The organism is Spirochaetales bacterium (assembly GCA_016930085.1).
In the GTDB taxonomy this organism is placed as follows: domain Bacteria; phylum Spirochaetota; class Spirochaetia; order SZUA-6; family JAFGRV01; genus JAFGHO01.
In genome coordinates this window covers 62837-78316 of sequence record JAFGHO010000093.1, presented here as the reverse complement: position 1 = coordinate 78316, position 15480 = coordinate 62837, and the positions used below count along the sequence as shown (strand labels likewise).

Below are 15480 nucleotides of genomic sequence, written 5' to 3'. Positions count from 1 at the left end.
AAAAACTGGCAAGAAATCAAATATTTTTGTACTCTCTTGGCTATGAAACAGATTTTTCCTTTCAGTAATTCCCTGTTTTCGGCTGTTGCCGTGCAGGTACTCTGCCAGATTTTCAAGTTTATCGTCTATTCGATAAAAGAAAAACGGATAATGGTCAAATACCTCCATACCGCAGGGGGAATGCCGAGTTCGCATTCGGCCTTTGTGACGGCCCTTTGTATATCGATCGGTCTTTATAACGGGTTTTCATCCGAATTTTTTGCGATTTCCTTTGTTTTCGCGGCAATCATTATCTATGACGCGTACAGGCTTCGCGGAACCGTTCAAAGCCATTCGCGTATCATACAAAAACTGGTTCGTCTGCTTCCCGACGGGGAAAAAGAGGATGTGGAGTTGATGGTAGGCCATACGGTCCCGGAAATAGCCGCGGGTATTATAACCGGTGCTATTTTTGCAGTCGGCATTTTTCTGATTTTTTCACCGGGTCCTGCCTGATACATTCCCAATGGCCGTAAAGTCCGGAACGGGTGTTTCCGGCAGCATGAAGAAAGAAAGCAGTCTCGTAAATCGGGCGTTATCGCTTAAAGCCGAAGCCGGCCGATAGAAAATTAAGTGGTTGAAAACAAATTTATTTGTAATATATTTAATAAAAGATTGTTTTATTTTTACACGATAATATTTTTAATGGAAGGAACCGTATGAAAAAAAAGACTTTTTCCGTTTTTCCGGTATATATGGTTATTCTGGCATTTGTCATGCCCGCGTCCGCGAGCGCGCAAACGATAGAAGAGCTTTATTCGCCCTATTTTCTCTCGGTAGGTATCAATACGGCATCGATTGAATCGCCTGTCGGCGACATCATCAATCCCGCGGCTTCGGGGGCAAAGCAACGGACGACCCTGGATCTGAGTTATATCGGATTACCGCAATTCGATTCGGGACTGATGGGACATGCCGGGAACCTCGGTATAACGATCCCGACGAAATTCGGTGTTTTCAGTACAAGCGGCCACTTCGTTACCTCCCCGATCGGGGATCCGAACCTGGGAACGCTGGGCGGGCTTTACGCCTCGTTCTCAAAGGATCTTTTTCCCGACTTTCTTGTCGGTGCGGGTATCGGAACGCAATTCGGGGTTCAGAGCGACAATTGGGGATTCGGTGTGGGCCTCGATCTCGGGATTTTACACCTTCCCGGTGATCTCCTTTTTTTAAAGGATTTCAGGTGGGGGATCGCTTTACGCGGACTCGGACTCGGCTATACACCGACGGACGATGTCAGACTTTTCCCCAGGGCCTTTACCCCTTCGATCGGGGCGTACTTCAAACTCATTAAAACGGACAATTTTTCCTTTGCGCTTTCTCCGGATATCAGTGTCCCCGGCGCGATTCCCGTTTTTCCCGGCGAACTCAACGTGAGGGCTTCCCTGGGCGGAGAGATGACGTTATTCGATGTCCTCTCCCTCTACGGCAATCTGTGCTATGATTTTCTCGAAGTCGAAGATACAGCGTCCGACCGGCCCTTTTACTCCTTCGGCGCCGCCGTCAAATTCAAGCTGCCGGTCAAAGAAGACATTGATTTTCTGGGTATATCGGACCAGGGATGGGGCAGAAGCGAGATCAAGGCGAATCTCGTCTTTGTACCGATCTCGCACGGGACCTACGGGATCGGCGGGGGGTTCAACATCCCCCTCGGCGTGATCGACGAAACGCCCCCGGAGATAAAGATCGAAACGAAAAAAACGATGTATGTTTCTCCTAACCACGACGGCGTTCAGGATGATATCGATCTTCCCGTCTCGATTACCGACCGGCGCTATGTCAAAGGGTACCGTTTTGTGGTGACGGACGAGGAAGGGAATGTCGTGCGGGAGATCGAAAACAAGGAGGCCCGGCCCGAAAATGTCAGCTTCAAAAACGTCATGGACAGGCTGTTTTATGTAAAGCAGGGTATCCCGATTCCGGATTCGATCCGCTGGGACGCACGGTCGAATACGGGAACCATCGTCGAGGACGGGACATATCATTACTATCTCGAATCCTGGGACGACAATAACAACACGCGAAAAAGCGACGAGGGGACCGTTGTCATCGACAAAACGACGCCCTCCTCCGAGGTGGCAACGCCATACCTCATTTTCTCACCGAATAATGACGGCAACAAGGACGCGATCGTTATCGAACAAAGCGGTTCGGTTGAGGATCTCTGGACGGGAACGGTCACGGACTTGAACGAAAACGAGATAGCGACATTCAGCTGGGAAAATACCGAACCACAGACATTTGAATGGGACGGGAAAAACAAGGAAGGGGTTCTGGTTCCCGACGGTGTGTACCGGTACCGGCTGACCGCCCGGGACCGTGCCGGTAATGTCCGTGAAGAAAAGGTGGATAATATCATCATCAACACTGAAGCGACACCGATCAATATCACGATAGGGCTTTCGGAGTTTTCACCGAACGACGACGGGATCAAGGATACCCTCAGATTCAACCTGGATATACCCGTCACCCGCGGTATTGAAAGCTGGAAACTCGATGTGCGGAACAGGGAAGGAAAAACCGTCCGTACGTTTTCCGGTACGGACGAAATTTCAGGCCATATCGATTTTGACGGTAAGGACGAAGGGGGAAAGGTGCTGTCCGAAACCGCTTACACCGGCGTCCTCCAGCTCGTCTACGTGAACGGGAACAACCCTTCCGCCGTATCCCCGGAGTTTACCGTCGATTATACGGCGCCGCGCGCGACGGTCAACGCGAACGAGCAGGTTTTTTCTCCGAACAATGACGGAAACAAGGATACGATCGTTTTCGCGAACGAAACAAGCGAGGAAATCCAGTGGACCGGAGAAATCAGGGGGAGCAGCGATGAAGTGGTAAAAAAGTACGGCTTCCGCGGAAGGGCCGACTTGAGTGTCGAATGGGACGGACGGGGGAATGACGGAAGACTCGCCCAGGACGGCAGATATTCCTACTTCGTGTATTCGACGGACAAGGCCGGTAATTACGGGACCTCGAACAAGGTCGCTTTCGAACTCAACACGGAAGAAACGCCGGTGCTTCTTTCGACCGATGTGACCTGGTTTTCCCCGAATGCCGATGGTTCCGTGGATACGATTACCATCATCCCCCAGCTCAAGGTAAAGACCGATATCGAACGCTTCACCCTTACCGTCAGGGACGAGGGGAACAGAACGGTAAGGACGATAACGGGGACCGGAAAGGAACCTTCCGAGTATAAATGGAACGGACGGGACGAATCGGGGAAAACCCTCCCCGACGGCCGGTATACGGCGCGTCTTGAGGTTCTCTATAAAAACGGAAATAACCCGGAAAGCGAAACGCAACCCTTCCATATCGATACCGTTTTCCCGTCGATCGATATCGGCACGGACTACACGCTTTTTTCGCCCGACGGCGACGGGCGGAAAGATATCATATCGATCCGGCAGACATCGAGTGAGGAAGATCTGTGGGAGGGGGAAATAAGGAACAAAAAGAATGAGGTCGTACGAACCTACTACTGGAAGGGAAAGACATCTCCCGTCGAATGGTACGGCCGGGATGACGACGGCAACAAGCTCGAGGACGGCCAGTATTCATACGCGATACATTCGACGGACAAGGCGGGAAACAGGACGGAAAAAAAGATTATCGGACTCCTCCTCGATACACGGCAGACATCCGTTTTTCTCACCGTCGATGGAAACGGGTTGTCGCCTGACGGTGACGGTAATCTCGATACGATCGGTTTCAAAGCCTATGTGGGACTCCAGGAAGGGATCGGCGAATGGAAACTCGAGCTCGTTCATGCGACGGGTGGGGTGCAGAAAGTTTTCTCCGGCGACAAACAGGTACCGTCTTCCTTCACATGGGACGGGAAGAAAGAGAAAACCCTCGCGCCCGAAGGGTTCTATACGGCGGTGTTGAGCGTCGAATATAAAAAAGGAAATCTTCCCCGGTCGGAGTCGGCCCGATTCAGACTCGACGTCTCTCCGCCGGAAGTCTCGCTCAATGCACTCCCCGAGCCCTTTTCACCCGACAATGACGGAATCGACGACGAATTGACCATCATCATCGACGTGAACGATCCCGGTGAAATCGTTCGGTGGGAAATGGAGATATTCGATCCCACGAACGTTCATTTCATTTCGTATCAGGGTAAAGGAAAGCCGTCGAAAAAGATTATCTGGAACGGACTTTCGGATACGGGAGAATTGGTCCAGTCTGCGGAGGATTACAAGGCGGAGTTCAAAGTGTACGACGACCTCGGTAACAAGGCCCTCGTCACCCATACGATCCCCATCGATATTCTCGTTATGAAAGTGGGCGACCGGTACAAGATACGAATACCGAGCATTACCTTCAAGCCGTATACACCGGATTATCTCGATGTCGAACCGGAAAGAAAGGAAAGAAACCTCAAAACTCTCAACAGGCTCGCCGAGATTTTCAAGAAATACGCCGCATACAATATTATCATCGAGGGACATGCGGTAAGTCTGGAATGGGCAAATCCGGAAAAAGCGAAAATCGAACAGGAAAACGACCTCCTTCCCCTTTCGAAAAAACGGGCGGAGGCAATCAAAAACGGGCTTGTCGAATTGGGAATCGAAGCGGCGAGGATCAGCACGGTGGGCGTCGGCGGAACCGAACCGGTTGTCCCCCACGGCGATCTTCAGAACCGCTGGAAAAACAGGCGCGTGGAGTTCATCCTTGTCAAGGGGAAGTAAAACGTCTATCGTCAATCGCGGCCGTTAAAGGGGGCTGAAGCCCCCTTTAACGGGCGATAAAATCATAATCGAGTTCTCCCAGCGGGCCGCTGTACTGGTAGTATCCTAAAACGGCTTCTCCCGTGAAAAGGCCGGTAATTTCAGGAGAGATGGATGACATTTCAGCCGTAGTGACGGCAAAACCCGACTGCCCGATCCAGTGTTTCCAGTCTCCCGTCACGGATTTCGTGTCGAGTTTCTCTTCCGTAATCGTGAAGAGTGATATCACGGTGTCCCCGCTTGTCGCCGAGGAAATTTTCAGTGGGAAATAGAGGCTGTCCGAATCGAATGTGTAGGCGACCGGTTCCCTTGTTTTTTTTCTGTCCCCCAACTCGAGAAGATCGATGACCCAGTAGTTCATCCCCCTGCCGATGTAATCCCCCGCCGTATTTCGTAATTCCTCCCAAGTAATATCGAGGGTAGAAACCTTCCGGAGGATAAGGTCGCGGGCCGCCGATATGAGGGCATCCGCGTTCTCGGCCCTGAGTCCGGTGATGTCGTGGACGTCTGTCTGTTCGCTGAAAAGTATTTCAACGTACTCCCGGTAACCCGGGGAATTCCACGAAGGAGTGTTCAGCCCGACTAAACGCTGCGCGATCATAAGCGCGTCGATGATGTCCGTCGATCCGTTGCCGTTCACATCGCCTATCGATTCATGGGGCAGCATGATCATCCCGACATAGTGCTGTGCCGCCATCAGGGCGTCGACGATATTGACGCTTCCGTCCATGTTGACGTCCCCCCCTTCCCAGTACATGCCGCGGCGGTTGATGATTTCCTCGATGAGGTCGAATCCGTCGTAATTGCCGATCACCGGATTGTCGGGCAACGAGGGAAAGGGTATCAATTCGACGACCCAAGCCGGCGTACTCGCGTAAACGTCCGTTGAAAGAATCATCACCTCCCGTTCGCCGTTCCATCCGATGATCGCTTTCTGTCCGGGTTCATAGACGGTAATGTCGGCCGAAGGCCATTGAAGAAATCCGTCGGCCGTGACGGAAAAGACGAAGGCGAAAAAAAACGAAAACAGAAGGCAGTACCTCTTCATACGCCTGCATAAAATAATAAACACATGTGCCATACAATCCTCCTTTTCCCGGTGTGAAATGATTAAGGATGCATTTGCGGTAGGGTATTCGCAGGTATGATTAGGTCGGCCAAAGGTGTGTAAGCGTTTTCGGGCAAAAGATCCTTTTTCACCGGTAAACGGAACAAATCTTAACACGGATGATTTTTATTGTCAACTAAAAAATATGGTGTTCTGAGTTGATCGTGAGAAACCTATTTCTTCATTGGGTTTTAGCGCTTTTCTCACCTTTTTAAGTATTTCTTGATATTTCTAATAATTAGTTCCTGTTGATTAAGTGATTCTTTGAATAATAACTCTTTCCGGCCCGGTATTTTGTGTGTATGGGTGTAATCAGTTTACGACAGGTGCGATTATTCCGTTTGGTCGGACTGGAGTGAATATGTGATAAACGGGGTGTTGTATGAAGATGTATTCTTAGAGTTGAAGTATCCAAAATGGTGAATAATGACCCGTATAGAGAGAAATAAATCTATTTCGCTCAGAGAGATGTTGAATTATCCTATACAATTGTCGCAAATTCCTTCGAGGGGACTCTTGTAATCCCTTCTCTTCACGACTCCATTGCATAAATCGTTTCTCGAATTCTTCAATCACCCTATTTCCATATCTCTCCACCATCGCCAAAAACAACTCCAGCAACCACCGCACAAGCTGTGCGATACTATAACAATTCAAATCGGCATGCAGCAGCTTGATCTTCCGGTACACTTCTTCGGTAAAATACACATGCGCATGTTTACGGCTTTCATCGGGATCATCTGAAACCGCTCGATACCGGCTCATTTGTTGTTTTCCCCAAATGTGTTCCTTTATAATCAAAGGATCGATACAGGTCAATATTTTTACAACGACACCGGACAACGAACACCTCGAACCGAACAATGTCAGGTCGAGCAGTCTCTCTCTTAAATTGTCCGTCATGATACAATGAAATTCATGCCGAACGGATTCTATCATACGAGGCTCCTTGAATAATTGTAATTATATTTGATATAACGCATAAAAAGTGCATGCTGCTTTGATTTTTATTATAAAAACGACAAAAAACCCGACAAATTCCGATATACAATAGTTATATAATCCAGAAAAGTAATATAAAAAAAAAAATAATCATTAATCTCTGTGTTTCGTAAGAGAAATTTTTAAAAAGGCAGCCGGATAATTATTCAACAGGAATTAATTATTTATTTTAAAAACAGTTTTTAATAATTTGCTACTGTATGTGAGAAAAGCATGTTAGCCGGCCTGATCCTTTGATCCGACGATACACATCCATTCCGCCTCTGCGGCGAGTTCTTCACCGACGTACGCCTTCCCCGACTGCCTGAGCATGCCGGGCGATATTCTGAGATTGCTGATAACCATCTTTATTTCGTCGCCCGGCCTGACTTGGCGTTTGAACTTGGCCTTGTTGACGGTGGCCAGGAAGAAGAGTGCGTCCTCGGCGAGAATTCCCTGCGAACATATCCCCGCGCCGCCGCATTGCGCCATCGATTCGACCAGAATCACGCCGGGGACCACGGGGTAACCGGGGAAGTGGCCCCTGAAAAAGAACTCGTCGTTCGAAAATCGTTTGTACCCGATGATTTCTTCTTTCGTCGTTTTTTCCAGTTTTTCCACAAAAAGAAAGGGCTCCCTGTGCGGGAGTAACGATGTCATATCCGTCATGAATATTATTTCCTTTCACGAATATTTGTATGGTTTTCAGATAATTTGCTCAGTATATAGAGAAGGCCTGCGTGATGCAAGGGGTTTTTTCGGGATTTATCATTGCGTGATGCGCGGTTTGCCGCCATCCTCATTCTGTGCGGATTCGCGATGCTGCCGATTATTGATGAAAGAAAATATGTGTAAAATATTGATTTTTCATGTAACCGGCTGTATATTTTGAGTAGAGTATCTCTACCCGCGAAAAATCTTAATAATATGTGAAAGTAATAGGTATTTTCTTCTTAAAAATGAAAAGCCCTTGACGGCTCATTGTAGAGGTCGGATATGGAGGCTTTTATGAAATCTTTCACATTATCGGGAATCGTTATTTTATTAATTGTCATTTTGTTTGCCTGTGCGTCCCCGCACGGCGGGGGAGGGGGAGATGAAGGCGACACGACTCCCCCGGCCGTCGCCATTACGTCGGAAAAAAGCGGGACGGTCGCTCTTCCATTTTCCGTGACCGTCACATTCAGCGAAGCAGTAACGGGATTCGAAGCGGAAGATATTTCGGTGAATAATGGAACGGTCGATGATTTCGACGCAACCGACAATATCGTCTATATCGCTTTGATAAGTCCGATAGACGAGGGTCTCGTGACCATTGACGTATACGGCAATGTCGCCGAAGATGCGGCAGGTAATGTAAACGAACCGGCAGATCAGTTTTCCATCACCTATAATCCGAATATACCCTCGGCCGTCGTCACGACAATGGCGGGGAACATCACCAATCTCGATCCGATACCGGTGACTATTACCTTCACGGAAACGGTGTCCGGATTCGGGGCGGAAGATATTATGGTTGACAATGGCGCTGTGGAAAACTGCGAGACGGCGGACGATACCGTTTTTTCCGCCGATATCGTCCCCACAGACCAGGGCAGGGTTGCCGTTTGGATTCCGGCCGGTGTGTGTACTGACAACGATTTAAACGAGAATCTCGTTTCGGACGTATTGACCGTGACCTTTGACAGCGCCGCTCCGGAGGTGATCGTCACATCGACCGCATCGGATCCGACGGATGCCTATCCGCTTCCCGTGGTAATCACCTTCACCGAAGAGGTCGAAGGTTTTGGCCTTGAAGATATTGCCGTGGGAAACGGTGAAGCGGAAAACCTGCTTTCTGAAAACAATATCGAATATACGGTCGACATCATTCCCGCTGCGATGGGGGAAGTGACCGTGGACGTTCCGGCCGGTACGGCCCGGGACGGGGCCGGGAACGGCAATACGGAAGCCGAACGTTTCTCCATCGTCTATACCGATATCATCCCGCCGGAAGCGGCGATATCGACGTCCGCCACTCCGACAAACGCGAATCCCATACCGGTGACCGTCACCTTTTCCGAGTTCATGACCGGGTTTGATGAGACCGATATCGGCGTACAGAACGGAACCGTCACGGATTTCGACGATTCGGAGAACCCGGTATTCACCGCGGCGATTATCCCCGGAACCGCGGGGACGGTCACCGTCTCCGTCTCGGCCGGGGCGGCCAACGACGGCGCCGGTAATCCGAATATCGCGGCGGAGGACCTCCTTATTGAATATGACGACATTTCCCCGCAGGCGGCGATCGCTTCAATAGTATCGGACCCGACGACCGAATCGACGATTCCCGTCACTATCACCTTTTCCGAGCCGGTCGAGGGTTTCTCGCTCGAAGATATCATAGTGGCATACGGGGAAGCCGGAAACTTCGCGACGGAGGATAATATCGAATACACGGCGGAAATCAGCGTTGCTATCGGGGCCCGCGTTACCGTGGATATCGATGCGGACAGCGTCTCGGACGCGGCGGGAAACGGCAATGAGGCCGCCCCGCAGTACGCGGTGGTCTACGACGACCAGGTCGTCCCTGCGGCGGTTATATCCTCTGAGGCGGACGATCCGGCAACCGAAAGTCCGATACTCCTCACCTTTACCTTTAACGAAGCAGTAAGCGGCTTTGAAGCTGAGGATATCGAGGCGGCTAACGGCTCGATACAGAACCTTTCGACCGAAGACGGAATCGTCTATACGGCGGAAATCGTTCCTTCCGATTCGGAGGTTTATATTACCGTCGACATCGGCGCGGGTGCTGCCGATGATTTTGCGGGCAATGCCATGGAGGCCGCCGCGCAATTTGCGATCGAATACGACAACTGTGCGCCTTCGGTCGAAATCACCTCGGGGGCCTCGAATCCGACCAAAACTGCTCCCATCCAGATTACCATCGTTTTCAGCGAAGAGGTTGCGGGATTTACAGCGGGCGACATCAGTGTGGGAAACGGGAGCGCGGGCAATTTCCAGACCTCAAACGATATCGTCTTTACGGCGAATATCACGCCGGCCTCTACGCATGAAACCGTTACCATCGATATAGAGGCCGGAGCGGCGGAGGACGGGGCGGGCAACCAGAATACCGCGGCCGACCGCTTTGAGGTCGAATACGACGCGGAGGCGCCGGCAGTAACTATTACTTCCACCGAATCAAGTCCCACCGAAGCGGTGCCGGTGCAGGTGACCGTCACCTTCACCGAACCGGTCGTTGATTTCACGCTTGGAGATATCGAGGTCACGGGTGGAACGAAAGGGAATTTCCAGACCCAGGACGACACGGTGTTCACCTTCGACATCACTCCGGACGGGGCGCCGGAAGAAAGCGGAACGGTTATCGTGGACGTTCCGGCCGGGGTGTGCAGCGATTATACAGGGGGCAATGACAATACCGCCGCCGTGCAATTCAGTATCGATTACGCCGAATCGTATGTCGAACTCGAAAGCAACCAGGACGCCGCGGTCGTTATCGGCCAGACGAATTTCACCACAAACTCAGAAAATCAGGGCGGGTCCGTGGGACCCAACACCTACGGCCAGGCATTCGGGGGCGTTGCGATTGTCGGCGGCAAACTCTTCCTGCCCGATTACGGCAATAACCGCGTCCTTGTCTTCAATTCGGTGCCTTCACTCAACAATGCATCCGCGGACTATGTGATCGGACAGCCCGATCTCACGAGCAACACCGCCGGATTGTCGGATACGGTCTTCAACGGACCCGAGACGGTCAGTTCGAACGGGACGAAACTTTCCATCGTCGATTACAACAACAACCGTATCCTCATCTACAACTCGCTTCCTTCTTCAAGCGGGGCCGCGGCGAATGTCGTCGTGGGCCAGACATCCTTCACGTCAAATACGACGGGTACAACGGCACAGACGGTAAAGAATCCGGAATCCGCCGTGATTACTGAAAACGGCAAACTGCTTGTCGCCGATTACGGCAACAACCGGGTGTTGATTTACAACACAATTCCGGCTTCCAATGGGGCTTCCGCGGATCTGGTACTCGGACAGACGAGCTTTACCTCGGGCGGTTCCGGTACTTCGGCCACGACACTCAAAGGCCCTTCCGATGTCTGGAGTGACGGCACCATAGTGATGGTCTCGGATGCAAACAACAACAGGATCCTCATTTGGAATTCCTTCCCTACCGAAAACGGCCAGGCCGCCGATGTGGTCGTCGGCCAGAACAACTTCACTTCAGGGGGATCGGGAACGGCCGCGAACAAATTCAAGCGGCAGTGGAATTTTTCCGCAAGCACCACATCGAATCAGCTTGTCGTCTCGGACCTCGATAACCACCGGGTACTGATATTCAATTCGATTCCGGCTGCAAATGGCGTTTCCGCGGACGTTGTTTTAGGCCAGCCGAATTTTACGACGGGATCGGCGGGCTGTTCGGCGAACGAGTTCAACTGGCCCTCGGGGGCGACGCTTTATGATGGAAATAAACTTCTGGTTATCGATGCGAACAACCACCGGGCGCTTATCTTCGAAGGAATATGATGTAATCCGGGATGATTTACCTATACCTTGCAGATAATGGGGCTGTCCGATAAAATCGGACAGCCCTTTTTTAAAATAAAGCCAAATACCCGGCTTTTTTCCTCATTCTTCAAAAAAAGCCCCCTCCTTTTCTCTCCTCCCTTGCATATGCTTGACATGAATATTATAATATGGTATCTATTCAACGCCTTTTCCATATCAGGTTTTAAGGGTAAAAATTACACCTCCGTGGAGGAATTATGGGGATTGTTGAAGAAAAAATAAGACAGTTACGGCGAAAACAGATCAAAATACAAAAAATGGGCGGGGATGCCCAGGTCGAGAAGCAGCATCACCTTGGAAAACTCACCGCCAGGGAACGAATACGGCTTTTTTTCGATAAGGGAAGCTTTCGTGAAATCGACATGCTTGTCAGGCACAGAAGCACGGATTTCGGCATGGAAACGAAAGAAATCCCTTCCGACGGGATCATAACGGGTCACGGCTATGTGAATGGAAGACCGGTTTTCGCGTATTTTCAGGATTTTACGGCCAGGGGCGGTTCCCTCGGCCAGATGCACGCGCATAAAATATGTAAAATAATGGATCTGGCGATCAAGGCAGGGGTGCCTGTCGTCGGATTCAATGATTCGGGCGGCGCGAGGATACAGGAAGGTGTCGACGCCCTCTACGGCTATGGAAGCATTTTTTTCAGGAACTCCCGCGCCTCCGGTGTCATCCCCCAAATTTCGGCGATCATGGGGCCGTGCGCCGGGGGTGCCGTTTATTCTCCGGCCATGACGGATTTCGTGTTTATGGTAAAGGACACGAGCTATATGTATATTACCGGACCTGATGTCGTGCGCGCGGTCAACAGGGAGGAAACGACCCATGAAGATCTGGGCGGCGCCATGGCCCATAATATTAAAAGCGGGTGCGCCCAGTTTGCCTGTGAGGATGATGAGGATACGATAACACAGATCAAATACCTGCTTACCTTTCTTCCCAGTAATAACCTGGAAGAACCTCCTGTCGTCGATACAAAGGATAATCCCCGGCGGCTTTGCCATAACCTGGACAAGATAATTCCGGACAGTAACAAACAGGCGTACGACATGATGGATGTCATCAGAACGATTGTCGACAACGGGGAATTCTTCGAACCCCACCGGTATTACGCGAAAAACATCATTATCGGTTTCGCCCGGCTCAACGGGAGGGTGATCGGCGTAATCGCCAACCAGCCGAAAATCCTCGCAGGGTGCCTCGATATCAACGCATCCGACAAGGCGAGCAGGTTCATCCGGTTTTGCGACAGTTTTAACATACCGCTTCTGTCGATGGTCGACGTTCCGGGATATCTTCCGGGTACGGACCAGGAATGGGGGGGGGTTATCCGTCATGGCGCCAAACTTCTCTGGAGTTATTCGGAGGCGACGGTCCCGAAGTTGACGGTGATTACGAGAAAATGCTACGGCGGTGCCTATATCGCGATGAGTTCGAGCCACCTGGGCGCGGACATGGTATTTGCCTGGCCCTCCGCCGAAATAGCGGTGATGGGCGCCGAAGGGGCCGTCAATATCATATACAGAAACGAAATCAAGGAAGCGGCAAATCAGGATGAACGAAGAAAAGAGAAAATCAAAGAATACGAGGAACTCCTCTATAATCCGTATATAGCAGCCGCGCGGGGATACATCGACGCGGTTATCAGGCCGTGTGATACCCGTTACCGGCTTATTGACGCATTGGAGATCATGAGTACCAAAAGTGAAGTACTTCCGCCCAAAAAGCATGGTAATATACCTGTATAGGAGGAAACATGGACTCAGACCTTAAAAAGAAAGCGGCAATCGCCGCGGTCCTCTATTATGTAAAAGCGGAGGAGGAACTCCAGCAGCAGATCAGGCCGCCGGTCGTAGCACGTATGCCGAGTCCCTGGCAGCTTCAGGGGCGGCAGTCGATGATGCATATGAGAAATCTGATTCAGCGTCGCGTCCTGAAACGGATATAGGGGTCGTTTTCAAAAACAAGTATGAGGAGGTTACCGATGAAGCCGGATAATCATGGAAAGGTTGAACTTACCGGTATGCAGTATGGGAAAAAAAGGCCGAAAGCCGCGAATCCTGTTAAAATACAGGATCTTACCTTCCGGGACGGACACCAGTCTATTTTCGCCACGCGCGGACGGACGGAGGATATGATTCATATCGCGGAATCAATGGATAATGTGGGATTTTATTCGATGGAAGTATGGGGCGGCGCGACCTTTGACGCCGCACACCGCTATCTGGGTGAAGATCCCTGGGAGAGAATCCGTGTCCTCAAACGTTATCTGGTCAATACCCCGCTGTCCATGCTTCTTCGCGGCCAGAATCTCGTCGGGTACAGGAATTATGCCGACGATGTCGTTGAAGCATTCGTCGGGCGTGCGTGTGACAACGGAATCGACATTTTCCGGGTTTTCGATGCGTTGAACGATTTCAGGAATTTCTCGACGGCCGTCAAGGTGATACAAAAAAATAAAAAACATTTCCAGGGATCGATCTGCTATTCCCTTACCGAACAGCGGATGGGCGGGGATGTCTATAATCTCGATTATTATGTAAAGAAGGCAAAGCAACTTCAGGATATGGGCGCGGATTCGATCTGCATCAAGGATATGGCCGGACTTATCGCACCGTATGATGCCTACAACCTTATCAGGACATTGAAGGAAGAAGTGAAAATACCCATTCAACTCCATACTCATTTCACCTCGGGTATGGGCGATCTCGCCCTCCAGAAGGCGATCGAGGCCGGTGTCGACATCGTCGATACCTGTATGGCGCCGTACGCCTACCGGACATCCCATCCCGCGATCGAACCGATCGTGGTATCGCTTCTGGGCACGAACCGCGATACGGGGTTCGATATCGAACAACTTGCCGAGATCGACAAGGAAATCGAGGGACTGGTTCCCAAGTACAGACATTTTCTCGATTCCACGAGGCTTTCGGTCATCGATATCAATGTCCTGCTTCATCAAACACCGGGAGGAATGCTTTCCAATCTCGTGAATCAGCTGAAACAGATGGGAGAACTCGATCGGCTGCACGACGTGTTCGAAGAACTCCCCAGAGTAAGGAAGGATCTGGGGCAGGTGCCCCTCGTCACCCCGACAAGCCAGATTGTCGGTATTCAGACAGTCAACAATGTTCTTTTCGACAAGGACGGCGATCGGTACTCAAAAATCACCGAACAGGTAAAGGATCTTTGTTTCGGGCTATACGGGAAAACCCCGGTACCGATAAATCCCGAAGTAATGGAGAAAGCCCTGAAAGATTATCCGCGCGGCAATAAACCGATAACATGCAGGCCCGGGGAGATTCTCGAACCGGAACTCGGGAAGGTGAAGGAAGACGTCAAGGATCTCGCAAAGGATATGGACGATGTGCTCGTATGCGCGCTTTTCCCGGTAACGGGTAAACGGTTTTTAAAATGGAAATACGGTCTCGAGGAAATACCGCCCGAAGTAAAACCAAAAACACTCGAAGATGTCAAAAAGGAAAACGAGCTTATCGAAAAGGCACTCGCCGGTGAGCTTGCGGAAAAACCCAAAAAGGAAGTTCCCCAGAAACCGGAACATATCAGGGCGTTCGACGTATTCGTCGACGGAGAATATTTCAAGGTCGAAGTAAACGAACAGGGGGATGTGCAGGCATCCGTCACTCCTCCCATAAAGGCGACCTATCAGAAACCCGCTGAAAAATCCGCCGGGGCGGTTAAGCAGGCATCAAAACCGGTTGAAACACCTGTTGCGATCGCCGTGGCTGAAGGAGGTGCGGTCGTTACGGCACCGATGCCCGGTATGATCGTCGATTACCAGAAAGGGGTGGGTGACAAGGTAAAGGCCGGAGAGACGATCCTCGTCATCGAAGCAATGAAGATGAACAACAACATTGACGCTCCCTGCAACGGGGTCGTCAAGGAAATATCTCATTCGGCAGGGGATTCCGTGGCAAAGGGCGCGGTACTCGCCGTTATCGAAAAGGAATAGCGGCCGTACGTACCGGGTTCTCGAAAACGGATAACCGTTTTCGAAGGGCGCGATCCTCGCTT

General features: G+C 50.9%; 9 protein-coding genes. 6 read left to right on the top strand and 3 right to left on the bottom strand.

The genetic code is table 11. The features are described from left to right. Positions 1-42: 42 nt before the first annotated feature. Both JW881_16150 and JW881_16145 read left to right on the top strand, forming a co-directional pair. Positions 43-495 carry a divergent PAP2 family protein gene (locus JW881_16150; protein ID MBN1699052.1) on the top strand — a complete coding sequence of 151 codons (453 nt, stop codon included), beginning with the start codon at positions 43-45 and terminating at the stop codon, positions 493-495. A 203-nt stretch (positions 496-698) separates the two neighbouring features. Continuing rightward, positions 699-4730: an OmpA family protein gene (locus JW881_16145; protein ID MBN1699051.1), complete on the top strand. Its 4032-nt coding sequence runs from the start codon at positions 699-701 to the stop codon at positions 4728-4730. 46 nt (positions 4731-4776) lie between these two features. Here the strand turns inward: JW881_16145 and JW881_16140 are convergent, their stop codons facing one another. From JW881_16140 to fabZ, 3 genes are all read right to left on the bottom strand, one after another. Continuing rightward, the gene (locus JW881_16140) at positions 4777-5850 is read right to left on the bottom strand and encodes a dockerin type I repeat-containing protein (GenBank protein MBN1699050.1); all 1074 of its coding nucleotides are present in this window, start codon (positions 5848-5850) and stop codon (positions 4777-4779) included. Between the two features lie 423 nt (positions 5851-6273). Beyond that, on the bottom strand, positions 6274-6816 hold the full coding sequence (locus JW881_16135; protein MBN1699049.1) for a hypothetical protein: 543 nt from the start codon (positions 6814-6816) through the stop codon (positions 6274-6276). A gap of 279 nt (positions 6817-7095) precedes the next feature. Next, positions 7096-7527, bottom strand: a complete 432-nt coding sequence (gene fabZ / locus JW881_16130) for a 3-hydroxyacyl-ACP dehydratase FabZ (GenBank protein ID MBN1699048.1) — start codon at positions 7525-7527, stop codon at positions 7096-7098. A 339-nt stretch (positions 7528-7866) separates the two neighbouring features. On the opposite strand from fabZ, the gene JW881_16125 reads away from it, so the two are divergent. From JW881_16125 to JW881_16110, 4 genes are all read left to right on the top strand, one after another. Next, a complete protein-coding gene (locus tag JW881_16125) occupies positions 7867-11400 on the top strand; it encodes an NHL repeat-containing protein (protein MBN1699047.1) in 3534 nt (1177 codons plus the stop codon). A 299-nt stretch (positions 11401-11699) separates the two neighbouring features. Then, on the top strand, positions 11700-13193 hold the full coding sequence (locus JW881_16120; GenBank protein ID MBN1699046.1) for a methylmalonyl-CoA carboxyltransferase: 1494 nt from the start codon (positions 11700-11702) through the stop codon (positions 13191-13193). A gap of 8 nt (positions 13194-13201) precedes the next feature. Further along, entirely contained in the window at positions 13202-13393 is a 192-nt protein-coding gene (locus JW881_16115; protein ID MBN1699045.1) for a hypothetical protein, read from the top strand. Positions 13394-13429: 36 nt separating this feature from the next. Further along, entirely contained in the window at positions 13430-15418 is a 1989-nt protein-coding gene (locus JW881_16110) for a pyruvate carboxylase subunit B (GenBank protein MBN1699044.1), read from the top strand. Positions 15419-15480 lie beyond the last annotated feature (62 nt).

What these genes read in the sequence shown, in the direction of transcription:
- JW881_16110 (MBN1699044.1), top strand. Translation starts at nt 13,430, where the DNA reads ATGAAGCCGGATAATCATGGAAAGGTTGAACTTACCGGTATGCAGTAT.
- JW881_16150 (MBN1699052.1), top strand. Translation starts at nt 43, where the DNA reads ATGAAACAGATTTTTCCTTTCAGTAATTCCCTGTTTTCGGCTGTTGCC.
- JW881_16140 (MBN1699050.1), bottom strand. Translation starts at nt 5,850, where the DNA reads ATGGCACATGTGTTTATTATTTTATGCAGGCGTATGAAGAGGTACTGC.
- JW881_16120 (MBN1699046.1), top strand. Translation starts at nt 11,700, where the DNA reads ATGGGCGGGGATGCCCAGGTCGAGAAGCAGCATCACCTTGGAAAACTC.
- JW881_16115 (MBN1699045.1), top strand. Translation starts at nt 13,202, where the DNA reads ATGGACTCAGACCTTAAAAAGAAAGCGGCAATCGCCGCGGTCCTCTAT.
- JW881_16145 (MBN1699051.1), top strand. Translation starts at nt 699, where the DNA reads ATGAAAAAAAAGACTTTTTCCGTTTTTCCGGTATATATGGTTATTCTG.
- JW881_16125 (MBN1699047.1), top strand. Translation starts at nt 7,867, where the DNA reads ATGAAATCTTTCACATTATCGGGAATCGTTATTTTATTAATTGTCATT.
- JW881_16135 (MBN1699049.1), bottom strand. Translation starts at nt 6,816, where the DNA reads ATGATAGAATCCGTTCGGCATGAATTTCATTGTATCATGACGGACAAT.
- fabZ (MBN1699048.1), bottom strand. Translation starts at nt 7,527, where the DNA reads ATGACGGATATGACATCGTTACTCCCGCACAGGGAGCCCTTTCTTTTT.